Raw genomic sequence first — 14,779 nt, 5'->3', positions numbered from 1 at the left:
CGGCGCCGCCGGCACGCGTCAGAGGAGCAACCGATGCTGCAGTTGAGTGACCGCGACAGCGCCATGCTGCGCGGGGATGACGGCGATGGCGTCGCGCGCGCGATGCGGATCGTCGCACGCACGGCGCAGGTGATGTCCGCGCCGCACCTGATCGACATCACGTCCGCGCATATCGACGGCTGCCTTTACCACGGCCGGACGAGCCTCGACTTCGTCGAATATTTCGTCGACACCGGTGCGAAGGTCGCGGTGCCGACCACGCTGAACGTCGGGTCGCTCGACCTGATCCATCCCGAGCTGTACCACGGCGACCGCACGATCCAGCGCGACGCGCAGCGCCTGATGGACGCGCATCTGCAACTCGGCTGCGAGTCGAGCTTCACGTGCGCGCCGTATCAACTGAAGAACCGTCCCGCGAAAGGCGAGCAGATCGCGTGGGCCGAATCGAACGCGATCGTGTTCGCGAACTCGGTGCTCGGCGCGCGCACGAGCCGGTATGGCGATTTTCTCGACCTGGCTGCGGCGATCACCGGGCGCGCGCCTTATGCGGGGCTGCATGTCGAAGCGAATCGCGCCGCGCGGATCGTGTTCAACGCGCCGGACTTCAGCCGCCTGCCGTCGCGCGACATTTATTTCGCCGCGCTCGGTCTGCTGATCGGCAGGATCGCGGGCGCGGTCGTGCCGGCGATCGTCGGGCTGCCGGCGGATACCACCGAAGACGAACTCAAGGCGCTGGGCGCGGCGGCCGCATCGAGCGGCGCCGTCGCGCTGTTCCATGCGGTGGGCATCACACCCGAGGCGCCGACGCTCGACGCGGCGTTGCACGGGAAGGCGGCGCAACGCACGGTCGATGTCGCGATGGCCGACCTCGACGAGATTCGCCGCACGCTGAACCACGGCGCGGCCGGCGATGCACTCGTCGCGGTGGCGCTCGGCACGCCGCATTTCTCGCTGGCCGAATTCCGCACGCTCGGCACCTTGCTCGACGCGTTCGACGGCAAGCCGGCCTGCGATTTCTACGTGAACACGAGCCGCTTCATCTTGTGGGAACTAGAGGAGGCCGGCCTTGCGGAAAAATTCGCCGCGCGCGGCATTCAGATCGTCGTCGACACCTGCACGTACATCACGCCGGTGATGAAGCAACTGTCGGGGCTGGTGATGACCAATTCGGGGAAATGGGCGTCGTATGCGCCCGCGAACATCGGCGTGACGGTCGCGTACGGCAGCATGCGCGAATGCGTGCGGTCGGCGTTCGAAGGAAAGGTGCGATTCGATGACTGAAGCGACGGCGACGGGCAAGGGCTTGACGGGCGACACGCTCGTGCCGGGCAGCGCATGCGCGCGCGCGTTCGTGCTCGACAAGCCGCTCAGTTTCTGGGGCGGCTACGACTCGGGCGCGGGAAAGATCGTCGATCGCGGGCATCCGCAGGCCGGTGCGAGCCTCGCCGGCAAGGTGATGGTGATGCCGCACGCGAAGGGCTCGAGTTCGAGCAGCAGCGTGCTCGCGGAAGCCGTGCGCAACGGCACGGGGCCGGTCGGGATCGTGCTGAAGGAGCGCGACCTGATCATCTCGATCGGCGCGATCGTGGCGGCCGAGCTGTATGCGATCGCGGTGCCGGTGGTGTGCGTGACCGACGACGTGTACGACGCGATCGTCGCCGCGACGGGCGAGGTGCGGATCGAGGCGAGCGAGGGTGACGGCGGCGCGCGGATCGTCGTCGGTTGCTGACGCGTCGCGTGCGTATCGCGTCGGAGAAGTCAGAGAAAACGGATGTTCGGCGTATCGTCGTTCGCGAGCGACAGCGCCTGCCTTGCGGCGTTCATCTCGCGCTTGCCGCCGGGCTGCCTGAGCCGCCGGATCTCGGGCCACACGACCACGCCGAACACGGTGCGCAGGATCGTGCTCAGCAGGAAGAACCCGATCGCGCCCCCGCCGAACCACGCGAACGTGTCGAGCATCCCGTCGAAGCTGCGCGACACCGCGGACATGATGCCGAGAATGAAGACGAAGGCGACCAGCAGGAATAGCGCCGCGAACACATCGATGCGGGCCCCGGCGACTTTCGCGGGTCGAACCAGATACACCGAGGCGTCGGTCGCGTTGCGGATGCCGTAGATGGCCGGGCGATCCGGGCCTTCGGCGTACGCCACCTCCAGCCGATCGCCCGCGACGATGAACAGGCTGCGCGTGGCGCCGGTCACGAGCGTGAGCGGCGCGTCGAACGTGTCGAGCTGCAGCGCGATCTCCTCGATGCCTTGCGTCGTCCAGCCGAGATTGTTGCTCCAGACCTGCGTAGTGATCGTCTTCTGGCTGACGGATGTCACGCGGCCGGATGCGACTTGCATGGTGCGGCCGGTCATCCGTTGCTCCGTTCCGTCGTGAACCCGGCGGGTTCGTACTGCCACTTTTGCTGCGCCTCGCGACGCTGAGGCCGGAACACCAGATCGGACAGCCCCGCAGTCGCGAGCAGGATGCCCAGCAGGCTGATGATGCTCGCGAGCAAGGCCAGGACGCCGACGAACGCCCAGCCCGATCTGAACACGGCGGCACCGATCAGCAGGCTCAGCACGAAAACGATCGACGCCCATGTGAGCAGCGTCAGGTTGCTGTCCCTTTGTCCGAGCGCATCGTAGGGTGCGATCGCCAGGTCGCTGCTTCTGAGCCACGCGATCCGGCGACGGCCGCGATCGTCGAAGATGCACGCGCGCACGGCCATCCCGGGCTTCAATCGATCGATCTGCTTGAACGCCTCCGCGTCGAAATCGTCGGCGGCGATGAAGTAGCAGGCGTTCCGCATCGTCAGGCGATAAAGCGGCACCTTACTGCTGTCGGCCTTGATCCGGACGAGGTTCGTATCGATACGGTCGATCGTCGACTCGATCAGCGTGGTGTGCTTGGGCATGGGGCGGGAGAGTGCGCCGGTCGGCGCCGCTTGGGCGTGGGATTGATCATACCGATGAAATCACGGGCCGGCACCTCGTGCCGGTCGCGGCCCTGCATCAGTCGCGTGCCGTGCCCGCAGCCGCCTCCCGATAGGCGCTCGGCGTCTGCCCGGCCCAGCGCCGGAACGCGCGCGTGAAATTCGCCGGGTCGGTGAATTGCAGCCGCTCGGCGATCGTCTTCAGGTCGAGATCCGACGCGGCGAGCAACTGCTTCGCGTCGCGAAACCGCGCTTCGTCGAGCAACTGCCGATAGCCCGACCCGGCTTCCTCGAGCCGGCGCCGCAGCGTGCGGGTCGACACCAGCAGTGCATCGGCGAGCGTCTCCGGCCCCGGGTAATCGCCGGCGCCGCGTGCCAGCTCCGCACGCACGCGTTCGACCAGATCGCCTTCCTCCTGGCGCACCTGCGCATACTCACGCTCCACCTGGACGAGCGCCTGCCGATGCGCGACTTCGTCGGCGAGCGGCAGCGGCCAGTCGAGCACGTCGCGCGCGATCCACAGCGCGTTGGCCGCGCAACCGAATTCGACCGGCGGCAACTGGTCGCGATAGCGTGCGAAATAGGGCGGCTCCTGCCACGTGAATTGCAGCGCGATCGGCGGCGACGCGCGCCCGGCCCATTGCGAGATGTTCTGCGCGAGCCCGGTCAGCACGAACTCGAACATCACGTGATGCTGCAATACGGGGCTCGCCTGCACGCCGTGCAGTTCGAGCGTCGCGCCGCGTTCGTCTTCTGCATAGGTCAGGCGATATTGGCGGTTGCGCATCCGGAAGTAACGCTGCGTGACGGATAGCGCGTCGCGGATGTCCCGCGCGGTCAGGGTCGCGTAGCCGAGAAAGCCGTGCACGGTCGGCTTCAGCAGCAGCCCGAACGCGAGCCCGATGCCCGGATCGCCGCCGATCTCGATCGCATTGAGCACGAGCCGCCCCCATTGCGACGGCGCGACGCGCGCGTCCGGTTCGGCCAGCACCGCATCGCGCAGGCCCGTGCCGGCGCGCACGGCGGCCAGGTCGACACCGCGCGCGGCCAGCGCCTGCAGCAGCAGGCGCGTGTAGGCGACCGGAATCGTCGGCCGGCGCAGCCCGAGGCGGTCCTTGGCGGGAGGGGAAGTCATGTCGTTTTGGCCGGAAATGACAAGCATTATGGCTGTTTGCCCCCTCACGTTCAAGGCGGCGCGCGCCTACGATGTCACGCATCGCTTACTGGCACGATCATCATGACGACACCCTTTCCCCACCTGCTCGCGCCGCTCGATCTCGGTTTCACGACGCTGAAAAACCGCGTCTTGATGGGCTCGATGCACACGGGCCTCGAGGACAGCCGCAAGACGCTGCCGCGGCTTGCCGAATATTTCGCGGAACGCGCGCGCGGCGGCGTGGGCCTGATCGTGACGGGCGGCTTCGCGCCGAACGTGGCCGGCTGGACCAAGCCGTTCGGCGGCACGCTGATGACGTCGGGCGCCGCGCGGCGCCATCGCGAGATCACGGAGGCCGTGCATGCGGAGGACGGCAAGATCGCGCTGCAGATCCTCCATACGGGCCGCTACGGTTATCACCCGTTTGCGGTCGCCCCGTCGAAGATCAAGTCGCCGATTTCGCCGTTCGCGCCGCACGAGCTGAGCGCGCGCGGGGTCGAGCGGCAGATCCGCGCGTTCGTCCGTTGCGCGAAGCTCGCGCGTGAAGCCGGTTACGACGGCGTCGAGATCATGGGCTCCGAAGGCTACCTGATCAACCAGTTCATCTCGATGCATACGAACAAGCGCACCGACCAGTGGGGCGGGTCGTACGAGAACCGCATCCGGCTGCCGCTCGAGATCATCGAACGCACGCGCGAAGCGGTCGGCCGCGATTTCATCCTGATCTACCGGCTGTCGATGCTCGACCTGATTCCGGACGGCAGCGACTGGAGCGAAACCGTGCAGCTCGCGAAGGCCGTCGAGCGCGCGGGCGCGACGATCATCAACACGGGGATCGGCTGGCACGAGGCGCGCGTGCCGACGATCGCGACGTCGGTGCCGCGCGGCGCGTTCGCGTGGGTGACGAAGAAGATGAAAGGCGAGGTCGGCATTCCGCTCGTGACCACCAACCGGATCAATCGCCCCGAAGTGGCCGAGCAGATCCTCGCGGACGGCTGCGCGGACATGGTGTCGATGGCCCGCCCGCTGCTCGCGGATGCCGAGTTCGTGGTCAAGGCCGCACAGGGCCGTGCCGACGAGATCAACACCTGTATCGGCTGCAACCAGGCGTGCCTCGATCATGCGTTCAAGAACAAGATCGCGTCGTGCCTGCTGAATCCGCGTGCATGCCACGAGACGGAGCTGAAATACACGCCCGCATCGCAGCCGAAGCGCATCGCGGTGGTGGGCGCGGGGCCGGCCGGGCTCGCGTGCTCGACCGTGCTCGCGCAGCGCGGCCATCGGGTCGACCTGTTCGACGGCGCAGCCGAGATCGGCGGCCAGTTCAACATGGCCAAGCGGATTCCGGGCAAGGAGGAGTTTCACGAAGCGCTGCGCTACTTCGGCCGCCAGGTCGAGCTGACCGGCGTGAACCTGCACCTGAACCGCCGCGTCGACGCAAGCGACCTGATCGCAGGCGGCTACGACGAAATCGTGCTCGCAACGGGCGTCGCGCCCCGCGACCCGAAGATTCCGGGGCAGGACGGGCCGAACGTGCTCAGCTACATCGACGTGCTCGCGGGCAGGCAGCCGGTCGGACGGCGTGTCGCGGTGGTCGGCGCGGGCGGGATCGGCTTCGATGTCGCCGAGTACCTGGTGCAGGACGGCGAATCGCCGGCGCTCGATCTGGACGAGTGGAAGGCCGAGTGGGGCGTGACCGACCCGGCCGCGACGCGTGGCGGCGTGACGCGTGCGCAGGTCACGCCGCCCGCGCGTGAAGTGACGCTGCTGCAGCGCAAGGCCGCGCCGCTCGGCAAGGGGCTCGGCAAGACGACCGGCTGGATTCACCGCGCGACGCTGAAGATGAAGCAGGTGAAGATGATCGGCGGCGTGAACTACGAATTGATCGATGCGCGCGGGCTGCACGTGTCGTACGGCGAGCAGCGCACCGATCACGAGCTGATCGAAGCCGACACGATCGTGCTCTGCACGGGGCAGGAGCCGCAGCGTGCGTTGCTCGCGCCGTTGCAGGCGGCCGGGCGTTCCGTGCACCTGATCGGCGGCGCGGAACTGGCCGCCGAACTCGACGCGAAGCGCGCGATCGATCAGGGTGCGCGCCTCGCGGCGCGGCTGTAACGGGACGGCCGCGCGTCGCCGCCGTCACTCCATTTCGGCGTGTTGGGTCTCACGCTCTTCCGCTTCCAGCATCGCCTTGACGATCAGGTAAACGGCGGGCAAATCGTCGTCGTCGCGCTTCCAGTCGACGGCTTCCTCGACGTCCGCGGCGACCATCCGGCTGTCGCGCAGCCGGATGAAGGCGTCGACGACCGTCGGATCGTTGCGGTTCAGGAAGCCGGAGTTCGAGAACGCCAGCTCCTCGACATTCAGCAGCGCCTGCCAGCTCATCGTGCGGACGGCGGCCGGATGGCTGCGGCGCCGCAAGCCGAGCGCCCGCTGCGCGGGGCCGCCGACGACACGCTGAAGATCGACGACCGCCTGCCGCGCGGCGCGCTCGAAGTGGACGGGATTGAAGCCGGGTTGCTCGGGATCGAATGCGGATGACTGGAACATGGTCGCCTCACTAAAGACCGTCTCGGGGGACGGAATTCGGGTCAAATGACGCAGAAACACTGTAAATATATACAGTGATCGGCGCACTTTCAAGCCCCCGATGACAGCAGATGGCAGCCGCCCGGCGACCGGGCCGTGTCAGACCGCCGCCGCGATGGTTTCCCGCAGCCACCGATGCGCCGGATCGCGATGCACGCGCTCGTGCCACAGCATCGACATTTCATAGCCGGGCACCTCGACCGGTGCGTCCACCACACGCAGCGCAGGCACGTCGCGCACCAGTCGCTCGGGCAGCATCGCGACGAGATCGGTGCTCGCGACCGCCGACATCACGAACAGGAAGTGCGGCACGGACAGCACGACGCGCCGCACGGCACCGACCTTCGCGAGCGCTTCGTCCGTCACGCCGAAGAAGCCGCCGCCATCGGGCGACACGATCACGTGTTCGAGCGTGCCGAACTGCGCGAGCGTGGGGCGCCGCTTCAGCTTCGGATGCCCGGCGCGGCCGATGAGCACATAACGCTCGACGAACAGCGGCAGGCGCCGCATGCCGGCCGGCGACCCTTCTGTCGTATGAAAGGCGAGGTCGATGCCGTTTCGTTCGGCATCCTGCTCGATGCGCGGCGGCGCGAGTTCGACGACGGCGAGCCGTGTGCCGGGCGCGGCCGAGCGCAGCGTGTGCAGCGCGGGCAGCACGATCGTCGATTCGCCGTAATCGGTCGCGGCCACGCGCCACGTGTTGGTCGCGGTCGCCGGATCGAACGGGGTGGCCGGAACGACCGCGCGTTCGACGGCTTCGAGCGCATCGCGCAACGGCTCGCGCAGCGTTTCCGCGCGCGCGGTCGGCCGCATCCCGCGCGGCCCCGGCAACAGCAGCGGGTCGCCGAACAGGTCGCGCAGTTTCTGCAGCTGCACGCTCACCGACGGCTGCGACATGTTCAGCTTCTCGGCCGCACGCGTGACGTTGTGCTCGGCGAGCAGCACGTCCAGCGTGACGAGCAGGTTCAGGTCGAGTCGTCTGAGATTATTCATGGCTATACCTGGAATATCAGGAATTCATTTCAAATATACCTTTGGCGGCGGCATCCTGTAGTCGTTCAATCAAAGGAGTGACGAACATGAATGTGCTGATCGTTTATGCCCATCCCGAACCGCGTTCGCTGAACGGCGCGCTGCGCGACTTTGCCGTCGAGCATCTCGAAGCGGCCGGCCACGCGGTGCAGGTGACGGATCTGTATGCGATGAACTGGAAGGCGGCGTTCGACGCGAACGACGTGACCGGTCGCGCGCCCGACGCGCGGTTCGATCCGTCGCTCGACTCCAAGCACGCATTCGCGGCCGGCACGCAAAGTGAAGATATCGCGCGCGAGCAGGAGAAGCTGAAGTGGGCCGACGCGGTGATCCTGCAGTTTCCGTTGTGGTGGTTCTCGATGCCGGCAATCATGAAGGGCTGGGTCGAGCGTGTGTATGCGTACGGTTTTGCGTATGGCGTCGGCGAGCATTCGGAGACGCGCTGGGGCAACCGCTACGGCGAAGGGTCGCTGGCCGGCAAGCGGGCGATGCTGATCGTCACGGCAGGCGGGTGGGAATCGCACTACAGCCCGCGGGGCATCAACGGGCCGATCGACGACGTGCTGTTCCCGATCCAGCACGGGATCCTGTATTACCCGGGGTTCGACGTGCTGCCGCCGTTCGTGATCTACCGGACGGGCAAGATGAACGACGCACGCTTCGACGAAACGCGTGCGGCGCTCGGCAAGCGTCTCGATGCGTTGTGGACCGCGCCGCCGATTCCGTTCCGGCGACAGAACGCGGGCGATTACGAGATTCCGGCGTTGACGCTGAAGGAGGAGATCGTGCCGGGGACGGTGGGGTTTGCCGCGCATCTGGCGCACGCGTAGTGATGACGCATGGCGGGCCCGTTCGGGAAAGCGGCGCGCGGGCATATCGACACCTGCGCGCGAATCGAGCCGTTTCCGGAGATCGGCGCGACGGATGAGCGGAAGCCGGCCGCGTGGCAACCCGATCCACCCCGGCGGATGGCGTAACGAAACGGGCGGCCCGCGATGAAGTCGCGGGCCGCCCGTCTTGTCGGAACTCGATCGCCTGCTTACCGATCGTCTTCCCGCACTGAAGACGGATGCCGGCACAGCGCGCGCACTTCCATCTCCATATACGGGAACAGCGGCAACTGGCTCAGCAGGTCATGCAGTTGCTGCACGCTCTCGACGTCGAAGATGCTGACGTTCGCATACTGCCCGGCGATCCGCCACAGATGACGCCAGGTACCTTCGTTCATCAGCCGCTGGCACATCGCCTTTTCTTCCGCCTTCAGCGTGGCCGCCTTGACCGGATCCATGTCCGTCGGCAGGCGGACGGTCATTTCCACATGAAACAGCATCCTGCACTCCTTGCGTTGTCGATTCGTCGAACGGGAAGGCCGCTCACGCCTGCGCGCGGGCTCGCTCGACTTCGCTTGCCGGCACGTCCTGCTTTTCCTTGAGCAGCGAGAAATCGAAGTCGATCAGCGCGAACTGCCCGTCGACGCCGTACGGCTTGCCTTCCGCGCCTTCGGCCTGCTTGATCTTCGGGATCAGCCCTTCGCGGGTCGCGAATGCGAAGTCGTCCCAGATGTGCGGATCGCCTTCGATGTTGATCTGCGTCGTCAGCTTACGATAACCGTCCGCCGAAACGAAGAAGTGAATGTGCGCGGGACGATGGCCGTGGCGGCCGAGCTGGTCGAGCAACTGCTCGGTCTTGCTGCCCGGCGGCACGCTGTAGCCGACCGGCAGCACGCTGCGGAAACTGTAGCGGCCTTCCGCGTCGGTGCGGATCGAACGGCGCAGGTTGAACGCGGGCTGCGATTGATCGAAGTACGAGTAGTTGCCGAGATGGTTCGCATGCCACACCTCGACGAGCGCGTTCGCGATCGGCGCGCCGTCCTTGCCGAGCACCTGGCCGCGCATCACGAGCGTCTGGCCCGGATCGGTGCCGTCGTCGAGGCGCGCATGGCCGACCGATTCCGGCGCGCCGGCAACGTACAGCGGCCCCTCGATCGTGCGCGGCGTACCGCCCTCGATGCCGGCCTTTGCTTCGGCCTCGTCCATCCGCACGTCGAGGAAGCGCTCGAGGCCGAGGCCCGCGGCGATCAGCCCGAATTCGCGACCGGCTTCGTTCAGGTAGTTGAGTGCCGTCCAGAATTCGCTCGGCTGCACGTCGAAATCCTCGATCGTGTAGCAGATGTCCTTCACGATCCGGTTGACGATCGCGCGCACGCGCGGGTTGCCGGGCTTCTCCGCGGCGTCGTCGAACGTTTTCAGCAGGGCGTCGATGGCTTGCTTGTCCATGTGTGTCTCCGGTTTCGGTTGTCGTGTGGGGTCAGCGGGCGTCGCGCTTCATGCGTTCGATGCGGGCCCAGTCGAAGGTGATGCCGAGGCCGGGCGTTGCCGGCAGGTGCAGCTTGAAATCCTCGTAACGCAGCGGCTCGACGAGGATTTCCTCGGTGAGCAGCAGTGGGCCGAACAGCTCGGTGCCCCATTTCAGCGAGTCGAACGTGCTGAACAGTTGCGCGGACGCCATCGTGCCGGCCGCGCCCTCGAGCATCGTGCCGCCGTACAGTTCGATGCCGGCCGCCGCCGCGATCGACGCGACGCTCGCCGCGCCCTGCAGGCCGCCCGATTGCGCGATCTTCACCGCGAACACGTCGGCCGCGCGATCCTGCGCGAGCGCGAACGCATCGACGGGGCCGTGCAGCGCCTCGTCGGCCATGATCGGCACCTGCGCGAGTTGCGTGAGGCGTTTCAGCCCCGCGCGGTTGGTCGCGGCGATCGGCTGCTCGACGAGGCTCACGCCCGCTTCCGCGAGCCGTGCGCCGGCCCAGATCGCGTCGGTTTCGCTCCATGCCTGGTTCACGTCGACCCGCACGTCGCCGCGCTCGCCGAGCGCGCGCTTGATCGCGACGACGTGTGCGACGTCGCTGGCGACCGCGTTCGAGCCGATCTTCAGCTTGAACGCACGATGGCGGCGCGCGTCGAGCATCGCTTCGGCTTCCGCGATGTCGCGCTGTGTGTCGCCGCTCGCGAGCGTCCAGGCGACGTCCACCGCGTCGGCCCGGCGGCCGCCGAACAGTTCCGACAGCGGCACGCCGAGGCGGCGCGCCTGCGCGTCGAACAGCGCGGTCTCGATCGCGCACTTCGCGAAGCGGTTGCCCTGGAACAGCTTGCGCGCGCGCGCCATCGCGGCGCCCGGGCGGGTCGCGTCCATGCCCTGCAGCAGCGGCGCGAAGTAGGTGTCGATGTTGACCTTGATGCTTTCGGGGCTCTCCTCGCCGTAGGCGAGGCCGCCGATGGTCGTCGCCTCGCCGACGCCTTCGATACCGTCCGTGCATCGAATACGGACCAGCACGAGGGTCTGGCAATTCATCGTGGCGACCGACAATTTGTGGGGCCGGATCGTCGGCACGTCGACCAGCAAAGTCTCGATGCGTTCGATGGTGGCGGCAGTTGCTATCATGCGATTCCTCCTGTTGGTGCACATGGTAGGAATTCCCGCCCCGCGTCGTCCAACACTCTTTCCGACTACTTCCATACCTTTGAGGCATGAAATGGAATTGCGCCAGCTCCGCTACTTCATCGCCGTCGCCGAGGAAATGAACATCACGCGGGCGGCCGAGCGGTTGCACATGACGCAGCCGCCGCTGAGCCGCCAGCTCCAGGCGATCGAGGACGAGATCGGGCTGCCGCTGTTCGAGCGCGGCGCGCGGCCGCTGAAACTGACGGATGCGGGGCGCGTGTTCTATGCGCAGGCGAAACGCCTCGTCGACCAGGCCGACGAGCTCGGCCCGCTGACGCGGCGGCTCGCGCAGCTGTCGGAGCGGATCGTGATCGGTTTCGTGCCGTCGACGCTGTACGGCGCGCTGCCGGACGTGATCCGCGCGTTTCGCGAGGCGCAGCCGGACGTCGAACTGTCGCTGATCGAAATGTTCACGCTGGAGCAGCTCGGCGCGCTGAAGGGCGGGCGGATCGACGTCGGGTTCGGCCGCCTGCGGTTCGACGACGACCAGCTGGTGCGCGAGGCGCTGATCGAGGAAAAGCTGATCGCCGCGCTGCCGGTCGGGCATCCGCTCGCCGATCCCGATCGGCCGCTCGCGCTCGCGGATATCGCGAACGAGACGCTGATCGTTTATCCGAGCACGCCGCGGCCGAGCTTTGCCGATCAGCAGCTGTCGGCGCTGCGCGACGGCGCGCTGGTGCCGGCGGCCGTGCACGAGGTGCGCGAGCTGCAGACGGCGCTCGGGCTCGTGGCCGCGCAGGTCGGCGTGTCGCTGGTGCCGGAGAGCGTGGAGGGCGTGCGCGTGAAGGGCGTGGTCTACCGGCGGTTGCCGGAGCCGGCCGCGACGTCGCCGATCATCATGAGCCGCCGGCTGCACGGCGAAAGCGCCGCCACGGCCGCGTTCTGCGCGATTGCGCGGGAGATGATCGGGGCGTCGGCCTGACGGGCGTCGTCGCTTTCAGGCATTGCAACTAACGGTCTGTTTCGGCGGGCACCGGTGGATGCGGAGGGGGTGTCGTAATGTCACGCGCGTCGATGCAAGTGCCGCGCCGGTTTTGCGGGTCGAAGGCCATAAGCCATAAGCCACAAGCCGCAAGCCGCAAGCCGCAAGCCACAAGCCACAAGCCACCGGCCGCGCCAGCGAACGCGCCGCTATCGCTTCACGTCGAGCGTTTCCGACGGCGATTCGCCAAACTTTTCCCGATACGCGATCGCGAACCGGCCAAGGTGTGTAAACCCGCAATCGAGCGCGACATCGGCGATCCGCCGGTCGGACGCCGCGCCGCGCAGCAGCTCGCGCGCATGGTCGAGCCGCGTCGCGCGCAGGTACTGCATCGGGCTCATTCCCCGGAACTGCAGGAACGCGTCGCGCAGCGTCCGTTCCGGCACGTTGGCGGCCTGGACGATATCGGCGAGTTGCAGCGGCTGCGCGTAGTGCGCGTTCACGAACTCCTGTGCGCGCCGCACGAAGCCCGGCGCCGGGTCGCGGTGCGAGGCGTGCAGCACGGACGGCGGGTGGCCTTCGATCAGCAGGTCGATCAGCAGGTGCTCGAGCTGCGACGCGACGCGCGGGTTCGCGTTCGCGCGCTCGAGCAGTTCGGGCGAGCGTGCGACGAGCATCAGTTGCTGGCGCCACGCGGCGAGCGCGGCGTCGCTGACGTGCAGCACCGGGTCGAGCGTCGCGCGCGGGTCGCCCGTCAGCGAGCCGACCGTCGCCGCGTCGATACGCAGCACGAACTGCTCGCAATCGGCCGACAGCACCGCGTCGAAGCGCTCGCCGGGCGCGCACAGCACGCCGGTCTGGCCGTCGACGCCGAGCTGCCGCCCCATCGCGCGCACCTCGGCCTGGCCGGACAGGCAGAACATCAGCAGGTAGTAGCCGTCGACCGCGTCGACCTGCACGCGCATCGCGTCGCCGAATGCGATCGTGCCGATCCCGAGTCCGCCGAGCCTGACGAAATCCATGTGCGACGCGCCGTGCGTGCGGCCGGTCGGCAGCAGCGCATGCGGCTGCATCACGCGCGAGATCCGCTCGCGCGTCTCGTCGAGATCGCGGGATTCGAACAGCCGGTGCGCGCGCAGCGCGAGCGGCTCGAACGACGTTGGGGACATGGGCCTCAGCCTTTGTATGAGCGACGCGCGCTTCGATCCGATGAATGGGTCGCGATCGTGCGCAGGGTCGTGTGTGCCGTCATGCTAGCTCAGAAATCCGCCGAAAGTGGATATTGCGCCGCCGCAATCGCACTTTCCGGATAGACGGCGAATATTAGCCTTTCAAAAATGGACTCCATCTTGTTAATGAAACGGAACCCCAAGGAGTCCGACATGGAGCAGACAGAATCGCCCGTCGTGTTCGCCGCGCGCGACAACGCGTCCGACGTGAGCTTTCCGCACGACGACGGCTCGCGCGTGCCGTACAAGGTGTTCAGCTCGCAGGCCGTCTACGAGCGCGAGCAGGAACGCATCTTTCGCGGCCCGACGTGGAACTTCGTCGCGCTGGAAGCGGAAATCCCGAACGCCGGCGATTTCAAGAGCACGTTCGTCGGTGATACGCCGGTGGTCGTCACGCGCACGGAGGACGGCGCGCTTTCCGCGTGGGTGAACCGCTGCGCGCACCGTGGCGCGCAGGTGTGCCGCAAGTCGCGCGGCAACGCGAGCTCGCACACGTGCGTGTATCACCAGTGGAGCTTCGACAACGCGGGCAACCTGCTCGGCGTGCCGTTCCGGCGCGGCCAGAAGGGGATGTCCGGGATGCCGGCCGACTTCGACCCGAAGCAGCACGGGCTGCGCAAGCTGCGTGTCGACAGCTATCGCGGGCTCGTGTTCGCCACCTTCAGCGACGACGTGATGCCGCTGCCCGACTACCTCGGCGAGCAGATGCGCCCGTGGATCGACCGGATCTTCCACAAGCCGATCGAGTATCTCGGCTGCACGCGCCAGTATTCGAAGTCGAACTGGAAGCTGTACATGGAGAACGTGAAGGACCCGTATCACGCGAGCATGCTGCACCTGTTCCATACGACCTTCAACATCTTCCGCGTCGGGATGAAGGCGCGCTCGATTCCGGATGCGAACCACGGGCTGCACAGCATCATCACGGTGACGAAGACGGGCGACGATACGTCGGCCGCGTACAAGCAGCAGAACATTCGCTCGTTCGACGAAGGTTTCCATCTGGAAGACGAATCGATTCTCGATCTCGTGTCGGAATACGACGAGGACTGCACGAACCATATCCAGCCGATCTTCCCGCAGCTCGTGATCCAGCAGATCCACAACACGCTGGTCGCACGCCAGATCCTGCCGAAGGGCCCCGACAACTTCGAGCTGATCTTCCACTTCTTCGGCTACGCGGACGATACGCCCGAGCTGCGCGCGCTGCGCATCAAGCAGGCGAACCTCGTCGGGCCGGCCGGCTATATCTCGATGGAGGACACGGAGGCGACCGAGCTCGTGCAGCGCGGCACGGTGCGCGACGGCGACGCGACGTCGGTGATCGAGATGTCGCGCGGCAATCCGGACCAGCAGGACACGGTGATCACCGAAAGCCTGATCCGCAAGTTCTGGGTCGGCTACCAGAAGCTGATGGGCTATTGAAGCG

The 14,779-nt window shown here is 67.0% G+C and carries 15 protein-coding genes; 6 read left to right on the top strand and 9 right to left on the bottom strand.

The features are described 5' to 3' along the window. Positions 1 to 33 precede the first annotated feature (33 nt). Together FOZ70_RS12545 and FOZ70_RS12540 are read left to right on the top strand one after the other, a co-directional pair. On the top strand, positions 34 to 1,281 hold the full coding sequence (locus FOZ70_RS12545; RefSeq protein WP_059649131.1) for an aconitase X: 1,248 nt from the start codon (positions 34 to 36) through the stop codon (positions 1,279 to 1,281). Then, positions 1,274 to 1,729 (top strand): DUF126 domain-containing protein, encoded by a 456-nt coding sequence (locus tag FOZ70_RS12540; protein ID WP_060155349.1) that lies wholly within the window; start codon positions 1,274 to 1,276, stop codon positions 1,727 to 1,729. The genes FOZ70_RS12545 and FOZ70_RS12540 overlap by 8 nt, the downstream gene beginning before the upstream one ends. 29 nt (positions 1,730 to 1,758) lie before the next feature. Here FOZ70_RS12540 and FOZ70_RS12535 read toward each other — a convergent pair whose 3' ends face one another. The 3 genes from FOZ70_RS12535 to FOZ70_RS12525 all read right to left on the bottom strand — a co-directional run bounded on the left by FOZ70_RS12535 (position 1,759) and on the right by FOZ70_RS12525 (position 4,083). After that, positions 1,759 to 2,361, bottom strand: coding sequence for a hypothetical protein (locus tag FOZ70_RS12535; RefSeq protein WP_219705971.1), 603 nt, complete (start codon positions 2,359 to 2,361; stop codon positions 1,759 to 1,761). After that, a complete protein-coding gene (locus FOZ70_RS12530) occupies positions 2,358 to 2,903 on the bottom strand; it encodes a hypothetical protein (RefSeq protein WP_175925056.1) in 546 nt (181 codons plus the stop codon). The genes FOZ70_RS12535 and FOZ70_RS12530 overlap by 4 nt, the downstream gene beginning before the upstream one ends. 97 nt (positions 2,904 to 3,000) lie before the next feature. Next, a complete protein-coding gene (locus FOZ70_RS12525) occupies positions 3,001 to 4,083 on the bottom strand; it encodes an AraC family transcriptional regulator (RefSeq protein WP_219705970.1) in 1,083 nt (360 codons plus the stop codon). A 75-nt stretch (positions 4,084 to 4,158) separates the two neighbouring features. Between FOZ70_RS12525 and FOZ70_RS12520 the strand changes: the two genes are divergently transcribed. Further along, the gene (locus FOZ70_RS12520) at positions 4,159 to 6,192 is read left to right on the top strand and encodes an NADPH-dependent 2,4-dienoyl-CoA reductase (protein WP_219705967.1); all 2,034 of its coding nucleotides are present in this window, start codon (positions 4,159 to 4,161) and stop codon (positions 6,190 to 6,192) included. 24 nt (positions 6,193 to 6,216) lie between these two features. Here the strand turns inward: FOZ70_RS12520 and FOZ70_RS12515 are convergent, their stop codons facing one another. Both FOZ70_RS12515 and FOZ70_RS12510 read right to left on the bottom strand, forming a co-directional pair. Next, complete coding sequence (locus FOZ70_RS12515) at positions 6,217 to 6,627, bottom strand: DUF2471 family protein (protein WP_027790981.1); 411 nt, start codon at positions 6,625 to 6,627, stop codon at positions 6,217 to 6,219. A gap of 138 nt (positions 6,628 to 6,765) precedes the next feature. Beyond that, a complete protein-coding gene (locus tag FOZ70_RS12510) occupies positions 6,766 to 7,659 on the bottom strand; it encodes a LysR family transcriptional regulator (RefSeq protein WP_021157299.1) in 894 nt (297 codons plus the stop codon). A gap of 86 nt (positions 7,660 to 7,745) precedes the next feature. Here FOZ70_RS12510 and FOZ70_RS12505 point away from each other — a divergent pair, with 86 nt between their 5' ends. Beyond that, positions 7,746 to 8,528 (top strand): NAD(P)H-dependent oxidoreductase, encoded by a 783-nt coding sequence (locus tag FOZ70_RS12505; protein WP_021157298.1) that lies wholly within the window; start codon positions 7,746 to 7,748, stop codon positions 8,526 to 8,528. Between the two features lie 209 nt (positions 8,529 to 8,737). Here the strand turns inward: FOZ70_RS12505 and catC are convergent, their stop codons facing one another. The 3 genes from catC to FOZ70_RS12490 are packed head-to-tail and all read right to left on the bottom strand — an operon-like array spanning position 8,738 to position 11,139. Further along, a complete protein-coding gene (gene catC / locus FOZ70_RS12500) occupies positions 8,738 to 9,028 on the bottom strand; it encodes a muconolactone Delta-isomerase (RefSeq protein WP_011355923.1) in 291 nt (96 codons plus the stop codon). Between the two features lie 43 nt (positions 9,029 to 9,071). Next, on the bottom strand, positions 9,072 to 9,974 hold the full coding sequence (gene catA, locus FOZ70_RS12495; RefSeq protein WP_042973294.1) for a catechol 1,2-dioxygenase: 903 nt from the start codon (positions 9,972 to 9,974) through the stop codon (positions 9,072 to 9,074). 31 nt (positions 9,975 to 10,005) lie between these two features. Next, a complete protein-coding gene (locus FOZ70_RS12490; protein WP_193094229.1) occupies positions 10,006 to 11,139 on the bottom strand; it encodes a muconate/chloromuconate family cycloisomerase in 1,134 nt (377 codons plus the stop codon). A gap of 91 nt (positions 11,140 to 11,230) precedes the next feature. Between FOZ70_RS12490 and FOZ70_RS12485 the strand changes: the two genes are divergently transcribed. After that, positions 11,231 to 12,121, top strand: a complete 891-nt coding sequence (locus FOZ70_RS12485) for a LysR family transcriptional regulator (protein WP_021157296.1) — start codon at positions 11,231 to 11,233, stop codon at positions 12,119 to 12,121. 209 nt (positions 12,122 to 12,330) lie between these two features. Here the strand turns inward: FOZ70_RS12485 and andR are convergent, their stop codons facing one another. Further along, on the bottom strand, positions 12,331 to 13,290 hold the full coding sequence (gene andR / locus FOZ70_RS12480) for an anthranilate 1,2-dioxygenase regulatory protein AndR (protein ID WP_021157295.1): 960 nt from the start codon (positions 13,288 to 13,290) through the stop codon (positions 12,331 to 12,333). Positions 13,291 to 13,503: 213 nt separating this feature from the next. Here andR and andAc point away from each other — a divergent pair, with 213 nt between their 5' ends. After that, positions 13,504 to 14,775 (top strand): anthranilate 1,2-dioxygenase large subunit AndAc, encoded by a 1,272-nt coding sequence (gene andAc, locus FOZ70_RS12475; RefSeq protein ID WP_048022287.1) that lies wholly within the window; start codon positions 13,504 to 13,506, stop codon positions 14,773 to 14,775. Positions 14,776 to 14,779: the final 4 nt, after the last annotated feature.

This window comes from Burkholderia sp. COPS (assembly GCF_019425585.1).
Classification (GTDB): Bacteria; Pseudomonadota; Gammaproteobacteria; order Burkholderiales; family Burkholderiaceae; genus Burkholderia; species Burkholderia cepacia.
Note: the sequence above shows the minus strand (reverse complement) of the source record. Positions and strands in the feature narration are given on the sequence as shown.

What these genes read in the sequence shown, in the direction of transcription:
- andAc (WP_048022287.1), top strand. Translation starts at nt 13,504, where the DNA reads ATGGAGCAGACAGAATCGCCCGTCGTGTTCGCCGCGCGCGACAACGCG.
- FOZ70_RS12490 (WP_193094229.1), bottom strand. Translation starts at nt 11,139, where the DNA reads ATGATAGCAACTGCCGCCACCATCGAACGCATCGAGACTTTGCTGGTC.
- andR (WP_021157295.1), bottom strand. Translation starts at nt 13,290, where the DNA reads ATGTCCCCAACGTCGTTCGAGCCGCTCGCGCTGCGCGCGCACCGGCTG.
- FOZ70_RS12535 (WP_219705971.1), bottom strand. Translation starts at nt 2,361, where the DNA reads ATGACCGGCCGCACCATGCAAGTCGCATCCGGCCGCGTGACATCCGTC.
- FOZ70_RS12520 (WP_219705967.1), top strand. Translation starts at nt 4,159, where the DNA reads ATGACGACACCCTTTCCCCACCTGCTCGCGCCGCTCGATCTCGGTTTC.
- catC (WP_011355923.1), bottom strand. Translation starts at nt 9,028, where the DNA reads ATGCTGTTTCATGTGGAAATGACCGTCCGCCTGCCGACGGACATGGAT.
- FOZ70_RS12505 (WP_021157298.1), top strand. Translation starts at nt 7,746, where the DNA reads ATGAATGTGCTGATCGTTTATGCCCATCCCGAACCGCGTTCGCTGAAC.
- FOZ70_RS12525 (WP_219705970.1), bottom strand. Translation starts at nt 4,083, where the DNA reads ATGCTTGTCATTTCCGGCCAAAACGACATGACTTCCCCTCCCGCCAAG.
- catA (WP_042973294.1), bottom strand. Translation starts at nt 9,974, where the DNA reads ATGGACAAGCAAGCCATCGACGCCCTGCTGAAAACGTTCGACGACGCC.
- FOZ70_RS12540 (WP_060155349.1), top strand. Translation starts at nt 1,274, where the DNA reads ATGACTGAAGCGACGGCGACGGGCAAGGGCTTGACGGGCGACACGCTC.
- FOZ70_RS12485 (WP_021157296.1), top strand. Translation starts at nt 11,231, where the DNA reads ATGGAATTGCGCCAGCTCCGCTACTTCATCGCCGTCGCCGAGGAAATG.
- FOZ70_RS12510 (WP_021157299.1), bottom strand. Translation starts at nt 7,659, where the DNA reads ATGAATAATCTCAGACGACTCGACCTGAACCTGCTCGTCACGCTGGAC.
- FOZ70_RS12545 (WP_059649131.1), top strand. Translation starts at nt 34, where the DNA reads ATGCTGCAGTTGAGTGACCGCGACAGCGCCATGCTGCGCGGGGATGAC.
- FOZ70_RS12515 (WP_027790981.1), bottom strand. Translation starts at nt 6,627, where the DNA reads ATGTTCCAGTCATCCGCATTCGATCCCGAGCAACCCGGCTTCAATCCC.
- FOZ70_RS12530 (WP_175925056.1), bottom strand. Translation starts at nt 2,903, where the DNA reads ATGCCCAAGCACACCACGCTGATCGAGTCGACGATCGACCGTATCGAT.